Annotated in this window: 13 protein-coding genes and 1 tRNA gene; 9 read left to right on the forward strand and 5 right to left on the reverse strand. The window is 65.2% G+C overall.

What is annotated here, in order from left to right; all coding sequences use genetic code 11:
• The first annotated feature begins 9 nt into the window (after positions 1–9).
• From C7W88_RS03625 to C7W88_RS03645, 6 genes are all read left to right on the forward strand, one after another.
• Positions 10–2,943, forward strand: coding sequence for a hypothetical protein (locus tag C7W88_RS03625; RefSeq protein WP_118072521.1), 2,934 nt, complete (start codon positions 10–12; stop codon positions 2,941–2,943).
• Between the two features lie 2,042 nt (positions 2,944–4,985).
• Positions 4,986–5,867 (forward strand): SH3 domain-containing protein, encoded by an 882-nt coding sequence (locus C7W88_RS03630; RefSeq protein WP_118072522.1) that lies wholly within the window; start codon positions 4,986–4,988, stop codon positions 5,865–5,867.
• Between the two features lie 99 nt (positions 5,868–5,966).
• The gene (locus tag C7W88_RS03635; protein ID WP_118074554.1) at positions 5,967–6,653 is read left to right on the forward strand and encodes a response regulator transcription factor; all 687 of its coding nucleotides are present in this window, start codon (positions 5,967–5,969) and stop codon (positions 6,651–6,653) included.
• Positions 6,650–7,765: a HAMP domain-containing sensor histidine kinase gene (locus tag C7W88_RS22505; RefSeq protein WP_162895882.1), complete on the forward strand. Its 1,116-nt coding sequence runs from the start codon at positions 6,650–6,652 to the stop codon at positions 7,763–7,765. Before C7W88_RS03635 ends, C7W88_RS22505 begins: the two co-directional genes overlap by 4 nt.
• Positions 7,756–7,995 (forward strand): sensor histidine kinase KdpD, encoded by a 240-nt coding sequence (locus tag C7W88_RS22510; protein WP_162895883.1) that lies wholly within the window; start codon positions 7,756–7,758, stop codon positions 7,993–7,995. Before C7W88_RS22505 ends, C7W88_RS22510 begins: the two co-directional genes overlap by 10 nt.
• A complete protein-coding gene (locus C7W88_RS03645) occupies positions 7,992–8,579 on the forward strand; it encodes a hypothetical protein (protein WP_118072524.1) in 588 nt (195 codons plus the stop codon). Before C7W88_RS22510 ends, C7W88_RS03645 begins: the two co-directional genes overlap by 4 nt.
• 24 nt (positions 8,580–8,603) lie before the next feature.
• Here C7W88_RS03645 and C7W88_RS03650 read toward each other — a convergent pair.
• The 4 genes from C7W88_RS03650 to C7W88_RS03665 form a co-directional block, all read right to left on the reverse strand.
• Positions 8,604–8,677 (reverse strand) — tRNA-Cys (locus tag C7W88_RS03650).
• 75 nt (positions 8,678–8,752) lie between these two features.
• Positions 8,753–10,141 carry an RNB domain-containing ribonuclease gene (locus tag C7W88_RS03655; protein WP_118072525.1) on the reverse strand — a complete coding sequence of 463 codons (1,389 nt, stop codon included), beginning with the start codon at positions 10,139–10,141 and terminating at the stop codon, positions 8,753–8,755.
• 21 nt (positions 10,142–10,162) lie between these two features.
• Entirely contained in the window at positions 10,163–10,969 is an 807-nt protein-coding gene (locus C7W88_RS03660; protein WP_118072526.1) for a crotonase/enoyl-CoA hydratase family protein, read from the reverse strand.
• A gap of 140 nt (positions 10,970–11,109) precedes the next feature.
• Positions 11,110–12,309 carry an LL-diaminopimelate aminotransferase gene (locus C7W88_RS03665; protein ID WP_118072527.1) on the reverse strand — a complete coding sequence of 400 codons (1,200 nt, stop codon included), beginning with the start codon at positions 12,307–12,309 and terminating at the stop codon, positions 11,110–11,112.
• A 195-nt stretch (positions 12,310–12,504) separates the two neighbouring features.
• Here C7W88_RS03665 and C7W88_RS03670 point away from each other — a divergent pair, with 195 nt between their 5' ends.
• From C7W88_RS03670 to clpS, 3 genes are all read left to right on the forward strand, one after another.
• Positions 12,505–14,385, forward strand: coding sequence for an alpha/beta hydrolase (locus C7W88_RS03670; protein WP_118072528.1), 1,881 nt, complete (start codon positions 12,505–12,507; stop codon positions 14,383–14,385).
• Between the two features lie 148 nt (positions 14,386–14,533).
• Positions 14,534–15,397: a TIGR01841 family phasin gene (gene phaP / locus C7W88_RS03675; RefSeq protein WP_118074555.1), complete on the forward strand. Its 864-nt coding sequence runs from the start codon at positions 14,534–14,536 to the stop codon at positions 15,395–15,397.
• A 187-nt stretch (positions 15,398–15,584) separates the two neighbouring features.
• Entirely contained in the window at positions 15,585–15,965 is a 381-nt protein-coding gene (clpS, locus tag C7W88_RS03680; RefSeq protein ID WP_370073226.1) for an ATP-dependent Clp protease adapter ClpS, read from the forward strand.
• A 43-nt stretch (positions 15,966–16,008) separates the two neighbouring features.
• Here the strand turns inward: clpS and C7W88_RS03685 are convergent, their stop codons facing one another.
• Positions 16,009–16,452 carry a hypothetical protein gene (locus C7W88_RS03685; protein ID WP_162895884.1) on the reverse strand — a complete coding sequence of 148 codons (444 nt, stop codon included), beginning with the start codon at positions 16,450–16,452 and terminating at the stop codon, positions 16,009–16,011.
• Positions 16,453–16,561 lie beyond the last annotated feature (109 nt).

A 16,561-nucleotide genomic window follows, 5' to 3' on the forward strand; every position in this document is an offset into this window, starting at 1 on the left:
ACCAGCCCCATGAAAGCCTCAGCCCTCACCGCCCTCCTGATCGGAGCCTCCACTCTCGCTCTCGCCACCCGTGCCCAGGCGCAGGAAGTGGTCTTTGCCGACAATGCCGATCTTGCCGCCGCCGCCCTGCGCGGCGAGCGCGTCACGCAAGGGTCAGGCGTCACCCAGATCCGCCTGTCCAGCGGCGCGATGCTTTCATTCGTCGAAGGCGCGGAGTTCCAGCTGCGCCCCGATGGCTCGGTCGATCTGTTCAAGGGCAACGTCACCGTCACCGGTGCAGGGATGAGCGAAACGCTCGTCCGCCTCGGCGGTCAGGGGACGGGCAAGATCGCGGGCGCAGGCTCGTCCGGCAGCTTCTCGGTTGCCACTGACGCCAGCGGCAAGACCATGGTCACGGGTCGCGTCCTGACCGGCCTTGCCAGCATTGCCAACGGGCGCGAGGAACGGCGCTTCAACGCCGGGCAGGCATGGGAAGTTGCCAACGGCCACCCCCGCCTTGCCACTTCGGCCCCCGTCGCGCCCGCCCCGCGCATGACCCCGCAGCGGCAGGCGCAGCTTGCGGCCCAAACGCCAGCTCCGGCACCGGCGCCCACACCAGCTACCGAACCGCAAGTCGCCGCGATCAGCGAAGGCGGCCCGGTTGCCGCTGCCGAAAACGGCGTGCCCGTGATCCTCGGCGAAGCGCTCGCAGCCGCTGGCGCCTCGGGCGATATCGTCTCTTCAGGCCAGCGCATCGAAGCGGCTGTGGCCAATCCCAGCCTCGAAACCTTCCCGTCCAGCGATCTTGCCGCCCTCGTCGCCTATGCCGCCCGGCTCGAGAGCCTCTACGGTGGCCAGCCGTTCAATCAGGCCCAGGCCGACGTGATCCGCGCCTACCTGAACTACCTCGCCAGCGGCCAGACCCAGGCGCAGTTCCTCACCGTATATGCCGGGCTGATGGTGCAGTTCCTCGATCTCGTCCGTTCGGGCGCGGCGCCGTCCTCGTTCAGCGGCACTTCGCTGGCGGACATCAACGCCTTCATCTCCTACCGCTCGCGCACCGATGGCTTTGCCGCGCTGTCGAGCCAGAACCGCGTGCTGGTCGATGCCTATCTCGCCTTCGTGCTGGGTGGTGGCAATGCCGACCAGTTCGTGTCGCGTTACACCTCGCTGACCAGCGCCTACTTCGCCTATATCCGCACAGGCGGCGATCCGCTGGCGTTTGCCGGCGCGACCCAGGCGACGATCAACGCCTATATCAGCTTCCTCAACGATTCCGGCCTGCTCGTCCGCCTTGCCGAAAGCGACCGCGCGCTGCTTCAGGCCTATCTCGCCAATGGCGGCACCACGTTCATCGCGCAGTACCGCACCGCGCTGACCACCTATTTCGCCTACCTCCAGAGCGGCCAGCTGCCGAGCGCCTACGAAGGCACCGATCCTGCCGCGCTGCGCCAGTACCTCGAAACCCTGCAGGCGACCGGCCTGTTCGAACAGGTCCTGGGCGCGCAGGCGACGTTTTACGCGCAGTATCTCGCCTACCTGAAGGATGGTGGCACCATCGACGGCTGGCAGGGCCTGCCCGCCAATGTCTTTGCCGGCTATGCAACCGCGCTCGCCAGCTATCAGGCCTACCTTGCCGCAGGCGGCGTGCCGTCGGCCTACACCGCGCTCGATCCCGCCGTGCTGCGCCAGTACCTCGATGCCCTCGCCGCAGCAGGCGCGCTGGACCGTTTCCTCGGCGCACAGGCCACGTTCTATGCGCAGTACCTCGCCTACCTCACCAGTGGCGGGTCCATCGACGGCTGGCAGGGTCTGCCGTTCAACGTCTTCACCGGCTACGCCACGGCGCTGCAGGCCTATTACGAATTTCTCCAGAACGGCGGGTTGCCCTCTGCCTACACCGCACTGACGCAGGACGAGATCCGCCAGTATCTCGCCGCGCTTTCCGCCGTCGGCGCGAACGAGGCGTTCCTCGGCCAGCTCGCCAGCTTCTACTCGGCCTTCTTCACCTATCTTGCCAATGGTGGAAACCCGGACCTCTACACCGGCCTGCCGACCCCGCCGAACTACGAAGCCTTCGCCGATGCGCTCGCGGCCTATGTCGCCTACCTGCAGGCAGGCGGCGTGCCGAGCGCCTATACCGGGGCCGACCTTGCCCTGCTGCAGCAGTACATCAAGGCGCTGATCGACAGCGGCAAGCTTGCGACGCTGCTCGGCGCGCAGGCCGAATTCCTCACCGCCTATTATGCTTTCCTCACCGGCGGCGGCACGCCCGATGGCTACACCGCGCTGCCGGTCTACGCGACCTACGTCACCGCGCTCGAAGCCTACTACGCCTTCCTCGCAAACGGCGGGAAGCCATCGGAATATACCCTGCTCACGCAGGCGCAGATCCTCGCCTACCTCAAGGCGCTGACCGATGCCGGCGTGCTCGCCGCGCTGTTCGATGGCGCGACGCTGGCCTTCGTCGAAAGCTACTACGTCTATCTCGCAGGCGGTGGAAATCCGGACCTGTTCTCGGGGCTTCCCGGTTCGGGCGGCGGCACCGGGGGCGGAACCGGCGGCACGCGCCTCACCACCTACACCGGCGGCTTTCCGTCGAACGCGGCGGGTTCGAAGGCGCTTGCCGGGCACAACGGCAATATCCAGCCCGCCAACTCCACGCCCACGGTCAACGCTGCCGGGGAGCTGGAAACGGCGGGTGACATCGCCACGCTCGGGCCAAGGTCACCGATGTCGCGGGCGATGCCAGCGCGATTGTCGGGCGCTATTACGATGGCAACGCGCGGCTCAAGAACAGCCAGTTCGGCTTCGACACCAACAACGGCATGCCCTATGTCGTGCTCGCGCCCAAGGGCGGCACGCTGCCGGTTTCGGGCACGGTCGATTACAAGGTTCTGGCGGCAACCCGCCCGGTCTATTCCGACGGTCGCACCGCGCCGGGCACTTTCGATGCTGCGCTGACCATCGGCTTTTCCAGCAACAACCGCAATCTCACCTACCGCACGCTCGGCACGATCGTCATGCCCGAGTCCGGCGGCGATGTGACCTACACCTTCAGCACGCCGAACTATGCCAATGGCCAGATGCAGGAGGTGATCTACGACAGCCTCGGCAACTACTTCTTCGGCAACAGCATGACCGGCAACGGTCAGGGCTGCGTCTCGGGCGGGACAGGTTGCAACATCACCCTCTATGGCGATTTTGCCGGACAGGACCAGGTCAACCGGCTCGGCCTGATGTACCAGACCTACGGCGGCAGTTTCAGCGCGGGCCGCATCCAGGGCGCGGTGATCTTCGGCAAGGACGGCACGCTTCCGGGCGGGACTACCGGTGGCGGAACCGGCGGCGGCGTGCTGACCGGGTACACCGGCGGCTTCAACGGCACCTCGCCGCGCATCAACTTCATCACCACCTTGCGCCTGCCGGATGGTCGCCTGATCACCGGCAGCGAGCTGGGCTTCAGTGCCACAGCCTATACGCTCGATGCCAACGGCGGGCTGCAAAGCTACACCCGCCCGGCCAACATCACGCGCACGCCCGGCACGATGACGGTCAGCGATGTTGCTGGTGATGCTGATATCGTGCTCGGGCGCTGGTCCAATGGCACCAATACCGGAGCAAATCCCTTCACTCTCAACGCCAACCAGGGGTTGCATTACTTCGCCGCGCGGGCCCTGCCGACAAACTTCTCGGCGCCGACGACGGGCATCGTCAGCTATGCTCTCTATGCCGCGACCAAGCCAACATGGATCGACGGATCAAGCGCGCCGGGCACGTTCACCGGCAGCTTCAAGGTCAATTTCGGGCGTACCCTGCCGATAGTGGCGATGGAAGCGCGTATCGTCATGCCCGGCGGCAGTCTCAATGGTGCCGATTACGTCTATAACATCGCCACCACGGGCGGTCTTGCCGACATCTCGCAGTCGACAACGCAGTTCCAGCTCTATTCCAACGGGACCTTCGGCTTCGTCGCGCCCGGGGACGACGGATCGAGCCGCTGCACGAATTTCTGCACCGTGGCCGTCAACGGCAGCTTTGCCGGATCGGCAGACAAGGCGGCAATCACCTACGCCGCGCTGACGCCGGGCGGCGACAGCAAGTACATCATCGGCTCTGCTGCCTTCAAGGCCAGCGGCACCGTCGCCTCGTCCGGCTCGCCCACGATCAGCTTCGCGCCAACTGCGGTTCTGCAAAACGGTGGCACTAACGCGTCCTCGTCCGCCGAAGTCACGGTCTCGCCGGACGGCACGATCAGCCGGGTCAAGCTGACGCCAAACTCCAACATCCTCTACGGCACCTCCTCGGTGCTCAAGGAACATGGCCGCGTCGACGATACGGTTGCCTGGACGCGGTGGGACGACACGGCAAACAATGCCTCGACCAATCCCCAGGTTCATATCGTCACCGGAACCGCAGCAGCCAACCTCCCGGTAAGCGGGACGGTAAACTACGCCGTCGTCGGCTCGACCGCCCCGACCAACTTCAACGGGGCGGACGGCAACTCGGGAACGGCATCGGGCACGCTCGCCGTCCAGTTCGGCACGCAGGCCAAGGTCGGCTTCAACCTCAACGTCGCCAACGGTAACCGGGGTTGGACGGTGGCAACGCCGGGCGGATCGGCAGACCCTGGCAACGGCGGCCTCGTTGTCGGCGGCGACATGCGCTTCGGTTCGGGCTCGGTTGGCATTGCGGCGGCAAACGCCAACAGCTGCATCGGTTCTTGCACCGCAAGCGTGGTGGGCGCGCTCTATGGCAACGCCGCCAGCCACGTCGGCCTTGGCTATCAGATCAGCGATTTTGCCCCGACTGGCGCGTTCACCGTCAACGGCGTGCTTGTCTTCGGCAAGGTTGCTCCTTGAACGGCAATTGCCGCGAAGATTAACGGCAATTGTCACGAGAGTGACGGGACAGTTGTGTGGGAGTCAGGGGGAGTTGCCGCAGAGTTACCCCAGAGTTGGAAAGGGGCCGCACGGGGGTGCAGCCCCCCTTCTAGGGGAAGACCGATGCTTCGCAGGACCTTGACTTTCGCCGTGCTTTCAATGGTTTCGACTGCTGCCCTGGCTGCCGACAAGGAGCCGCCCGTCACGCTTACGAAGTGCGACAAGAGCTATGGCTCGGTCGCGCTGGTCGATGGCGATACGCAAGGCTGGACCAAGTACGGCCTGTCCTCCCCGCGCGAGCTGATCGCCGCCATGGCCCGCGAATCCGGCTGCTTTTCGCTGCACGATCCGGCCAGCGGCAAGCCTGCCACGTTCCTGATGAACGTCATCGCCGGCGACAAGGAAGAAGTCGACCAAGCCATTGAAAAGGCTAAGGGTGTTGCAATGGAAGGCCTCGTCCGCTCGGGCGCGGCAAGCGGCATGATGCGCAGCATTCCAGGCGCCGGCTCGATGCTCGGCATGTTCGGCGGCTTCGGCGGCAAGAAGAAAGTGGTGGCCGCCGGCATCCGCCTGATCAGCCCGGCCAATGGGCAGACTGTCGCGTCGGGCTCGGGCGAGGTAAAGAAGACCACGATTTCCTTCGGAAACGGCGGCGGCACCCTTGGCGCAGTGGCCAGCGGAGCGACCGGCGCGGCCTATGCAGGGAGCAAGGACGGGCAGATGCTGATCGAGGCTTTCGTCAAGGCTTTCAACGGCTTGTCAGGCCAAGGCCCTGCGCTTGCCTCGCTCGCTCCGGCCGCCGCACCGGCACCGGCAGCACCTGCAAACGCCACGACCGCAATCGACACCAAGATGTTCACCGCGGCCGATCTCAAGTCCGCAACGCTTCGCACCGTGCGCGCCGGTACCGCTCTCACACCCACCGGTCAGCGGCAAGGTCTGTTCATCGAGGTCCAGGACAGCTTTGGCACCAAGGGCTGGGTCTCGGTCGAGGACATGCGCTGAAACGCTCGCGAAACGAAGGGTTGCAAGGCCACCGTCCGGCGTGAAATGATCGCGCCGGACGGTTCGGCCACGGCAAATGCCGGATCGGGGGCAGCGAAGATGGGCAATCTCAACATCCTATACGTCGAGGACGATCCACGCGCCGCGCAGGCCGTGCAGGAACTGGTGCTGGCCGACGGTGACCGGATGGCATGGGAGCAGACCGGAACGGCGGGCCTGCAGCGCGCCGGTGCCGAGGACTTCGACGTGATCATCCTCGACCGCATGCTGCCCGATCTCGATGGCCTGACGATCGTCTCGCGCCTGCGTTCGGCAGGTGTCGGCACGCCAGTGCTGATGCTTTCGGCCCTCGGCCGCAGCGAAAACCGCATTGAAGGGCTCGAGGCTGGCGTCGATGACTATCTTGCCAAACCTTACGAGCCGCAGGAGCTGGTAGCGCGGCTGCGCGCGCTGCATCGCCGCGCGGCGGGCGCGGTTCACGGCGCGGTGATCATCTACGGCGCGTTCGAATGCCACGTGAAGGCCCGCACCGCCTTCCGTTCGGGCAAGCACATTCCCTTGTCTCCGCGCGAATTCGCGCTGTTCCGCTATTTCATGGAAAACGCCGGCGAGACGGTGACGCGCGAAATGCTGCTGCGCGACGTGTGGAACATGAACTTCGATCCCCAGACCAATGTCGTCGACGTCAATATCGGCCGCATGCGCCGCAAGCTCGAGGACGGCTTTGCCGCGCCCGCGCTCGAGACGATCTGGGGTGCAGGCTATCGACTGACGAGAGGCGAATGAAGCCTGCGCGAGTTCGAAGAAGGTCGATCTTCGGCCAATTGACGACCGCGTCGATCCTGATCGCAGTGATCGCTGTGGCTGTGCTGTTCGCGGTGACCACCATCACCGTCCAGCGCCAAACCCGCGCTTCGCTCTCGGCAACGGTCTCGACGGACCTTGCCGGCCTGATCGACATCTATGCCACGGCCGGGCGCGAGGAACTGTTGCGCCGCGTGGCCGACCGGCAAGCCGTGGTCAGCCTCGAGGGACGCCGCTCGCATTACATGGTCGCCGATGGCGGCGGGCGCCTGCTTGCCGGAGACGTGCGGCAATGGCCGCTGGTCAATGCCGCCCGGTCGGAAGAAGGATTCGTCACGCTGGCGGGAGGGACGAACGTCTACGCCCAGGGCGCGAAGCTTGCGCCTGACCTGCAGTTGCTGGTCGCACGCGAATATGACCGCGACCGCACAGCCCTCGCTGTTCTTTCGGGCGCGTTCCTTGCCGTTGGCGCGGCCATCGTTGCCGCCGTGGCCTTTGTCGCGTGGATCACCGCGCGACACCTTGCGCGCAGGATGGACGCGGTGAATGCAGCGCTTGGCGCAGCCGCCGATGGCCGCGCGGCGAGCTTTCCGGCGCGACAGCGTGGTGGCGACGAGATCGACGAAATGGCCAGCCACGGTGCGCGGCTGCTGGCCCGGCAGGCGCAATTGCTCAAGGCCTACAAGCAGGTTTCTGAACACGTCGCGCACGAAGTCCGCACCCCGCTGATGCATCTCGACAACCGGCTCGGCGCGGCCATGCAGACACGTCCGGAGAACGCCGGCGGCCCGATCGGCCAATCGCGCGAGGATATCCGCGCGATCCTGTCGATGCTCGATTCCCTGCTCGACATCGCCTCGGCCGAAAGCCGCCGCGGCGATCTGGCCGGGCTGGCGGAGATCGACATGACTGCGCTCGTCACCAGCCTTGCCGACCTTTACGAAGGCAGCGCCGAAGATGCCGGGCTGACGCTGGAGACCGCGATCGCGCCGGGCGTGACCATGCTGGGCGAGCGCATGCAGATCACCCGGCTGCTGTCCAACCTGCTCGACAATGCGATCAAGTATGTGCCCGAGGGGGGCGCGTGCGCCTGATCCTGCGTGCCGGGCCGCACGTGACCATCGAGGACGATGGCCCCGGAATCCCGCGCGACCAGCGTGACCGGGTGTTCGAACGCTTTTCCCGCGCCAATGCACCGGGCGACAAGCCCGGCCATGGCCTCGGCCTTGCTCTTTCCCGCGCCATTGCCGAACGCCACGGCCTTGTCCTGAGGCTGGGCGACGCCCCGCGCGGCGCGCAGTTCATCCTGGAGCCTGCACCATGAAGCCCTTAGCCATCGTCACCCTTGCCGGTGCCATCGCGCTCGGCAGTTGCGCCACCAACGCGCAGCACTCCGGGCGTGCCGCGCCGGTGCGTGAGGCACTGGCCATTCCAGCCGATCCGGCAGAGGGCGTGGCAAAACTGCTGGCAGAGGCAGACAGCGCTCAGGGTGATCCACAACGACTGGGGTTGATCCTTGCGGCGCTCGACAGCTTGGGCGCGCGGGCGATGCCCGGGGAACCGGATCCGGTGGCCCAATGGCGCGCAAAGGCCGTCATGCCCGATACGCCGCCTTATCGCGGGCGTGTGCTGGGGCCGGCCTACAAGGCAGGCATGATCAACCCCGGCGCAACCGTGCGCCTGCCGCAACTGTTTGATGGGGGGCGGTCCGCCCGCGTGGCCGTAGCGACGCCCGGACAGGCCGCGCTCGATTTCACGGTTCTGGACGGTGAGGCAAAGCCGGTCTGCCCACCCGCCAAGGCGCGGACCCGTGAATGCATGTGGACACCGCTGTTCAGCGGACGCTTCGAGATCGTGCTGATGAATCCATCCAGCAACGCCGCCGGCTATTATCTGGTGATCGACTAAGCGAGCGGCCGCGCTGGCGACGTGTGGAGGCCCGAGCCGGAATCGAACCGGCGTAAACGGATTTGCAATCCGGTGCGTAACCACTCCGCCATCGGGCCTCGATCGCAGGAGCTGCGTGGTTCGGCGCGGTTAGCCGGAAGATCGCGCTGCCGCAAGCGGTTCTTGCGGGATGGTCAGCTTACCGGCGCGAACTGGAGGCGGCGCTGCTTGCTGTCGATGCCGGCGAGGCTCAGGTCCAAGCGCTGGCCGGGTGCGGCACCGGCAATGCGGGCGCGGGCGACGACGGGCAGGTCCAGCAGCTGCACGCGCGCCGAATCGCCGTCCGTATCCGTCACGCAGGCGCGGAAGGTCTCGCCCTCGCGCCCCTGCAGCATTACGGTTTCGGCAAGATCGATGACCGCGCGCTCGATCTGGCCAGAGAGCGCTTCAGCCTTGGCCATGACCGCAGGGAGGCGCTGGAACGCAGCTTCGACTTCCGGCTCGACAGGCGTGCCGCTGGTGACAGCGAGCGTCGCGCGAATCACGTAGCGGTCTGCCAGGCGACGCAGGGGCGCAGTCGCGTGAGCGTAAGTGGCGGCGATCGCTTCGTGCCATGGCGTGACGCCGGGTATCCATGGGGCGTAGCCGGCGCCCCCGCCTGCCCGCCGCACTGCCAGCATGAAGGCTGCGTGGTTGGGATTGCGCTGGTCCAGCGTACGTTCAAGCGTCTTGAGATCGGTGTGCGCGGGCCAGTCCAGCCCGAGGCCTGCGGCGGTGGTGCGCAGGCGAGCCATGGCTGCGGCGGTAGGGCCTGCCATGACGCGGAAGAGGCCGGTGCCAGCCTCGTGCAATGCGCGGGCGATGGCGAGATTTGCGGCCAGCGAGAGCGTGGCGTTGGCGCGTTCCGAAGCGAGCAGCGGACGGAAGGACAGGGCATAGCGCCCATCTCCCAGCGCTTCGACTTCCTGCCCCGGCGGATCGACGCGGGCGGCGCCGCGCGCGGCTTCGGCCGCGCTCATGCGCTCGGCAAAGCGGGCAAAGTCGGCAGGGAGCTGGTCCGGGCGGACGCTGTCGTAGGCGAGCTTGGCCCGGCTGCGGATCACGGCGCGGCGCGCGGCATCGAGCCGCGGTTCGCCATTGGCGCCGAGGCGCACGGTGAACACGACGGCCGGGCGCGGGCCATCGGGCAGGAGGCTGGCGGCACGCTCGGCCAGAGCGGGCGGGTAGAGCCCGGCCTTGCCATCGGGGAGATACTGGGTTTCGCCGCGCTTCCACGCCTCGATGTCGACCGGATCGCCATCATCGACGAACCAGGCGACGTCGGCGATGGCGTAGTGGAGGATCAGGTCGTTGCCGGCTGCCTCGATATGGAAGGCCTGATCGAGATCGGTGGACGTTGCCGGATCGAGCGTGACGAAAGGCTCATCGGTGCGATCCTCGTGCTCTGGCCCCAGTGCTTTTGCCGCTGCCAGTTCCGCCGCCGCGAGGACTTCGGGCGGGAAGCCTTCGGGCACCTGGAACTGCTGGCGGATGGCAGCAAGGCCGGAAGCAAGAGCGCCGGACGGATCGTGGATGGCCTTCATCCCACAAGGACTAGCAGGCTGTTACGGATCGACAAATTCTCCGGCGCGCTTTTCCATGCCCGCGCGCACGGCTTCCATCTGGTTTTTCGAATACATCAGTTCATGCTGGGCGACGGATTCGGCCATGAGCACTTCGTCGACGCTCATGTCGGGCGTGCGGTTGGACAGCGTCTTGGCTCCGCGCACGGCAGTGGGGCTCTTCGAGGCAATCGTGCGGGCGAGCGCCATGGCATCGGCCAGCGGATCGGCGCTGACGTGGGTGGCAAAGCCGAACTGCACCGCTTCGGCGCCGCTGAATTCGCGGTGGGTGTAGGTCAGTTCGCGCAGCACATCGTCGCGGACGTTGCCGCGCCACAGGGCGTAGCCAGCCATGTCGGGGACGAGGCCCCACTTCACTTCCATCACCGCCAGCCGCGCATCGGGGGCGATGAAGCGGATGTCCGCACCGCTCGCGACCTGGAGGCCGCCGCCGAAGCAGACGCCGTGAACCGCAGCGACCACCGGCATCGGCAGCTTGCGCCAGACCATGGCTGCCTGCTGGGCGCGGTTGGCGTTGCCGTGGGTGCGGGCGGTGAGCCCGTCACCTTCCCACCGGCTGGTGTTTCCCATGCTCGACAGATCGAGCCCTGCGCAGAACGAACGGCCTGCGCCTGAAAGCACCACCGCGCGCACGCCGCGTTCGGTGTGGAGGTGATGGCCAGCAGTGACGATCGCTTCGAACATGGCATCGTCGAGCGCGTTCATCTTGTCGGCGCGATCAAGCAGCACGTGGGCAACGTGATCCTCGATGGTGACGGTGACGCGGTCGTGGAAGTTCATGGCAGGCATCCGTTGTCTGGTTCGTTGCGACCAAGGTGCCCGAGCGCTCGCGCCCGGTCCAGCTTCCTCATTTGACGGATCGCGCGAAACGGCAACGGCCCCCTCCGCAGGGGCGGAGAGGGCCGTCGTCATTCGTCATCAATGCCGCGTCAGGCAGCCGAGGAATTGACGCCCATCGACTGCAGGTAGCGCTTGATGTTGCGCGCGGCCTGGCGGAGGCGCTGTTCGTTCTCGACCATGGCGATGCGCACGAAGCCCTCGCCGTCCTCGCCATAGCCGACGCCCGGGGCGACAGCGACTTCGGCGTGGGTGAGCAGCTGCTTCGAGAACTCGAGGCTGCCGAGATGCGTGAGCGCGGGCGGCAGCGGCGCCCAGGCAAACATCGAGGCCTTGGGGCTGGGGATTTCCCAGCCGGCGCGGCCGAAGGCTTCGACCATCACGTCACGGCGCTTCTGGTAAAGCTCGCGATTCTTGACGACGATGTCCTGCGGGCCGTTCAGCGCAGCGCAGGTCGCCGCCTGGATCGGCGTGAAGGCGCCGTAATCAAGGTAGGACTTCACCCGCTTCAGCGCAGCGATTAGGCGCGCATTGCCCACGGCAAAGCCGACGCGCCAGCCGGCCATCGAGAAGGTCTTGGACATAGAGGTGAATTCGACCGCCACGTCCTTCGCGCCCGGCACCTCGAGGATCGAGCGCGTCGGGTTGCCGTCGTAATAGAGCTCGGAATAGGCGAGGTCCGACAGGATCCAGACCTTGTTCTCTTTCGCCCAGGCAACGAGTCGTTCGTAGAAGGCAAGGTCGACCGTTTCCGCCGTCGGGTTCGACGGGTAGTTGACGATCAGGATCGAGGGGCGCGGCACCGAGTACTTCATCGCGCGGTCGAGCGAATCCCAGTAGCGCTCGTCCGGCGTGGTCGGCACGGAACGGATGGTCGCGCCGGCAATGATGAAGCCGAAAGTGTGGATCGGATAGCTCGGGTTCGGGGCGAGCACGACGTCACCGGGCGCGGTGATCGCCGTGGCCAGGCTGGCAAGGCCTTCCTTGGAGCCCATCGTCATCACCACTTCGGTCTCGGGATCGAGATCGACGTTGAAGCGGCGGCCATAATAGTTTGCCTGGGCCTTGCGCACGCCCGGGATGCCCGAGGAGGCAGAGTAGCCATGCGCGTCGGGCTTGCGCGCCACTTCGCACAGCTTCTCGATCACATGGTCGGGCGGGGGAAGATCGGGGTTGCCCATGCCGAGGTCGATGATGTCCCTACCGGCGGCGCGCGCGGCGGCCCGCATGCCGTTGACTTCGGCAATGACGTAGGGCGGCAGGCGCTTCATGCGGTAGAATTCTTCGTCCACGGTTGAATACTCGTCGAAAAGGCGCGGCAGGATCGCCGCAGCGCAAGCCCTTACGCCAATTGCCCAGTTGTGGAAACCTTGCTCTCGATGGATGCATGATCGCGTTCGGCGGATGCATCTGCGGGCTAACAAGCTGTCACACGGCGTGTATAGATCGCTGCAACAAGGCCATGACGTAACGGCAGGGAACGGAAGATGACGAACAAGAACGTGGGTGATTCGCCAGCGGATTCGATCGTGTTCGAAGACTTGTTCCGCCAGCAGGGCGAAGCCATGCGCGCCATGTTCGCGCCGCTGGTGCCCGGTGCCGAAGCCGTCACCACCGATCCTGCCGATCTCCAGCACTGGGCGATGTCCGCGGCCAAGCTGCAGAAGATGTGGCTCGATTTCAGCGCCGAACAGGCCGGACAGGTCGAGCCGATGCTGGCGCGCCTTGGCGACATCGGCAAATGGACGCAGACGTTCATGGCCATGGCCGGCCAGTTGCCGATCGCGCAAGCCGAGACGCAGGCCAAGCTGTGGAACGAGAGCATGGCGCTGTGGTCTTCGGTCATGGGACAGTTCGTCTCGGCCGGAACCGGCAACGTCGCGCCCCCTGCACTGCCGCGGCAGGACCGACGGTTCAAGGACAAGCGCTGGCAGGAACAGCCCGCTTTCGCGCTGATCCACCAGACCTACCTGTTCCTTTCGGAAAAGCTGCAGCAGATGGCGGACGAGGCGCAAGGGCTCAGCCCCGAGCGCAAGGAGCAGCTGCGTTTTGCCACCAAGGTGGTGACCGACGCGCTTTCCCCGGCGAACTTCCCGCTGACCAACCCGGTAGTGATCGAGCGGACAATGGAGACCAAGGGCGAGAACCTGGTCAAGGGCGTCGAACATCTGCTCGATGACTTGCGCAAGGGGCAACTCACCCACACCGATCCCGATGCGTTCGAACTGGGCCGCAATATCGCGGTAACGCCGGGCAAGGTAGTGCATGAAACACCGCTGTTCCAGCTGATCCAGTACACGCCGACGACCGACGAGGTATTCGAGACGCCGCTGCTGATCTTCCCGCCGTGGATCAACCGCTTCTACATCCTCGACCTCAACCCGCAGAAGAGCTTCATCCGCTGGGCTGTGGCGCAGGGTCTGACGGTGTTCGTGGTGTCGTGGAAGTCGGCCGATGCCTCCATGGCCGAAGTGGTGTGGGACGATTACGTGCGCTCCCAGATCGAGGCGATCGACCATGTCCGCGAACGGCTCAAGGTTCCGGCGGTCCACACCATCGGCTATTGCGTGGCCGGCACCACGCTGGCGGCGACGCTGGCCGTGCTGGCGCGCCGGGGCGAGGCCGAAAAGGTTGCCAGCGCGACGTTCTTCACCGCGCAGGTCGATTTCGAGGACGCGGGCGAGCTCAAGAACTTCATCGACGACGGGCAGCTGAAGATGCTGCAGAGCCTTTCCACCGACGGCTATCTCGATGGGCGCTACATGGCAGCGACGTTCAACGCGCTGCGCGGCACGGACCTGATCTGGAACTACGTCGTCAACAACTACCTGCTGGGCGAGGACTATCCGGCGTTCGACCTGCTGCACTGGAACGGGGATACGACCAACCTGCCCTCGCGGTGGCACCAGGCCTATCTGTGCGATCTCTATCGCGACAACCGTCTGGTCATTCCCGATGCGATGGTGGTTGACAATACGCCGGTCGACCTGCGCCGCATCGCAACGCCATGTTACATCCAGGCCGGCCGCGAGGACCATATTGCGCCGCCGAACAGCGTGTGGAAACTGACGCGGCATCTGTCCGGCCAGTGGAAGTTTGTACTCGCCGGTTCAGGGCATATCGCCGGGGTGGTGAATCCGCCGGAATCGGGCAAGTACCAGTACTGGCTCAACCCGAATGATGCCGTGAGTCTGGAGGAGTTTGTGGCTGGGGCCACCGAAACCAAGGGCAGCTGGTGGCCGGACTGGATTGAATGGATTGGAAAACAGGCGCCCGACCTGGTTGCAGCCAAAGGCAAGCGCATTCCGGGCAGCAAGGGCGATCGCGTGATTGAGGATGCGCCGGGACGCTACGTCCGCAGCCGCTGACGCTTCACGACGCCCGGCGTCGTCAATTGGTCCAATATGGAATTTGTGCAGCGCACAATTTTCTTGACATTTTCCAGTCGACTCCTATTTTGTGCAGTGCAGCAAGAGGCGGTTCCAACCGCCCATGCGCAAAGCAGGAGTCGCCAAGATGGTTGAAGAAACGAAGGAAAGCCCGGAAACCTCCGCCCCCGTGGTGGATGCTCCGGTCGCGCTGACCGACGCTCCCGAAGCCGTGACCGAAACTGCCGAGATCGAAGCTGTCGAGCCGGTTGCAGCCGAAAAGCCCAAGGCTTCGCGGCCGCGCAAGGCCAAGCCCGTCGCCGCCCCGGTGGCGGAGGCTGTTGCCGCTCCGATCGAAGCCCCTGCAGTGGCCGAGCCCGTTGCACCCAAGGCGCGCAAGCCCAGGGTCGCAAAGGCAAAGCCCGTCCGTCAGGCTCCCAAGCCTGCCCCCAAGGCCCGTCCAGCCAAGCCACCCGTGGTGGCCGCTCCGACGGCCGCGGTGAAGCCCGCAGCCAAGCGTCCTTTCACCGCCATTCCAAGCGTGAAGAAAACAAGCGCCGCCCTCAAGAATGCGGCGCCCAGAAAGGAACTGTTCGCAATGGCTACCCCCACCGAAATGACCGAAAAGATGACCGCTGCGTTCAAGGACGCACAGGACAAGGCCAAGGCCGCGTTTGGCGATGCCGGCGAGTTCGCCAAGGGCAACGTCGAAGCCATGGTCGAATCGACCAAGATCCTGACCACTGGCCTGCAGGAAATGACCAAGGGTTACGTCGCCGAGACCAAGTCGGTCTTCGAAGCGATGACTGCCGACGTCAAGGAACTGACCACGGTCAAGTCGCCCACCGAATTCTTCGAAAAGCAGTCGGCCCTGCTCCGCAAGAACTTCGACGCTGCGGTTGCCGCCAGCTCGAAGAACAGCGAAGCCATGCTGAAGCTGGCCAACGAAGCCTTCCAGCCGATCTCGACCCGCGTCAGCCTGGCGGTCGAAAAGATCAAGAAGGCCGCTTGAGCCTGACCGGCAGCGCCTTCCGCGCTGCCAGCCAAGACATGAAGGGCCGGTCGGGTATCCCGCCGGCCCTTTTGTCGTTCTGATGCTGTCGGGTTGTCGTATCGGCGCAACAATTCGCCATCCTCTTGGCACCATCCCCTTCGTGCCCCTTGTGAAGCGGGCCGGTGAGTGCGATATTCAAGCCATCATGAGAGCCGAACCTTTCGACCAACCGGACCTGTCCGTTCCGCTGCGCTGTGCAGAGGGCAACGACACACGTGGTCCCGGAGGAGATGATCAGGTCGGCATCGCCACCAAGACCCGCGCCAAGCCGAAGAAGCCCAGCCAGTTCAAGGTGCTGATGCTTAACGATGACTACACCCCGATGGAATTCGTGGTGATGGTGCTCAAGCGCTTCTTCCACATGGACCTGGAGCAAGCCACGCGCGTCATGCTGCATGTCCATCAGCGCGGCGTGGGCGTCTGCGGCGTCTATCCGTACGAAATCGCCGAGACCAAGGTGAACCAGGTGATGGATTTCGCCCGGCAGAACCAGCACCCGCTGCAGTGCACGCTGGAAAAGGCGTGAAATCGCTGCTGACCTGACGCAAGGCGCCAGATCGCAACTCTCATCAGTGCGCCGTCAAGGCACGCGATTCCACTGCCTGGCGAGCGAACGCGCGTAGAAGCGCCGCAATCCATGCCATGGCCAGACTTTGCGCCTCACGCGAGTGCGCGCCGATGCCGCCATCGAGAATCACCTGCGCGACGAACGAGCCGTCCTTGAGGCGCCCGCCCGTGAAGATGGCATCACGCGGAATCAACGCCACGGCTGCAGATTCGAACGCGCCGGAATCCGCCAGTACCCCGATCCAGTCGAACGCGGCACTCAGCCGCCCGCCTTCGTCTTCGGTTTGCGGCGAAGCGATCTCACCGAGAATCTTCTCGAAACCCTTGCGCTGTTCCGTGGGTGCGAGTTGTTCGCACCAGCGTGCCAGCGCGCTCAACCTTTCCGGATCGGTTTGACCGCCAGAAAAGCCCGCGAACCAGGCATTACCGGTTTGCTCATGCGACATCTTCGACCTCTCTCTCACTGGCACCCGGTTTATTACTATGACTTTAGGCCATTCACATCTATAACTTTCGTTATCATGAGCGAAAGTTGTCCGGTTTTTCCTTCCCCGA

The organism is Novosphingobium sp. THN1, from assembly GCF_003454795.1.
Taxonomy (GTDB): Bacteria; Pseudomonadota; Alphaproteobacteria; order Sphingomonadales; family Sphingomonadaceae; genus Novosphingobium.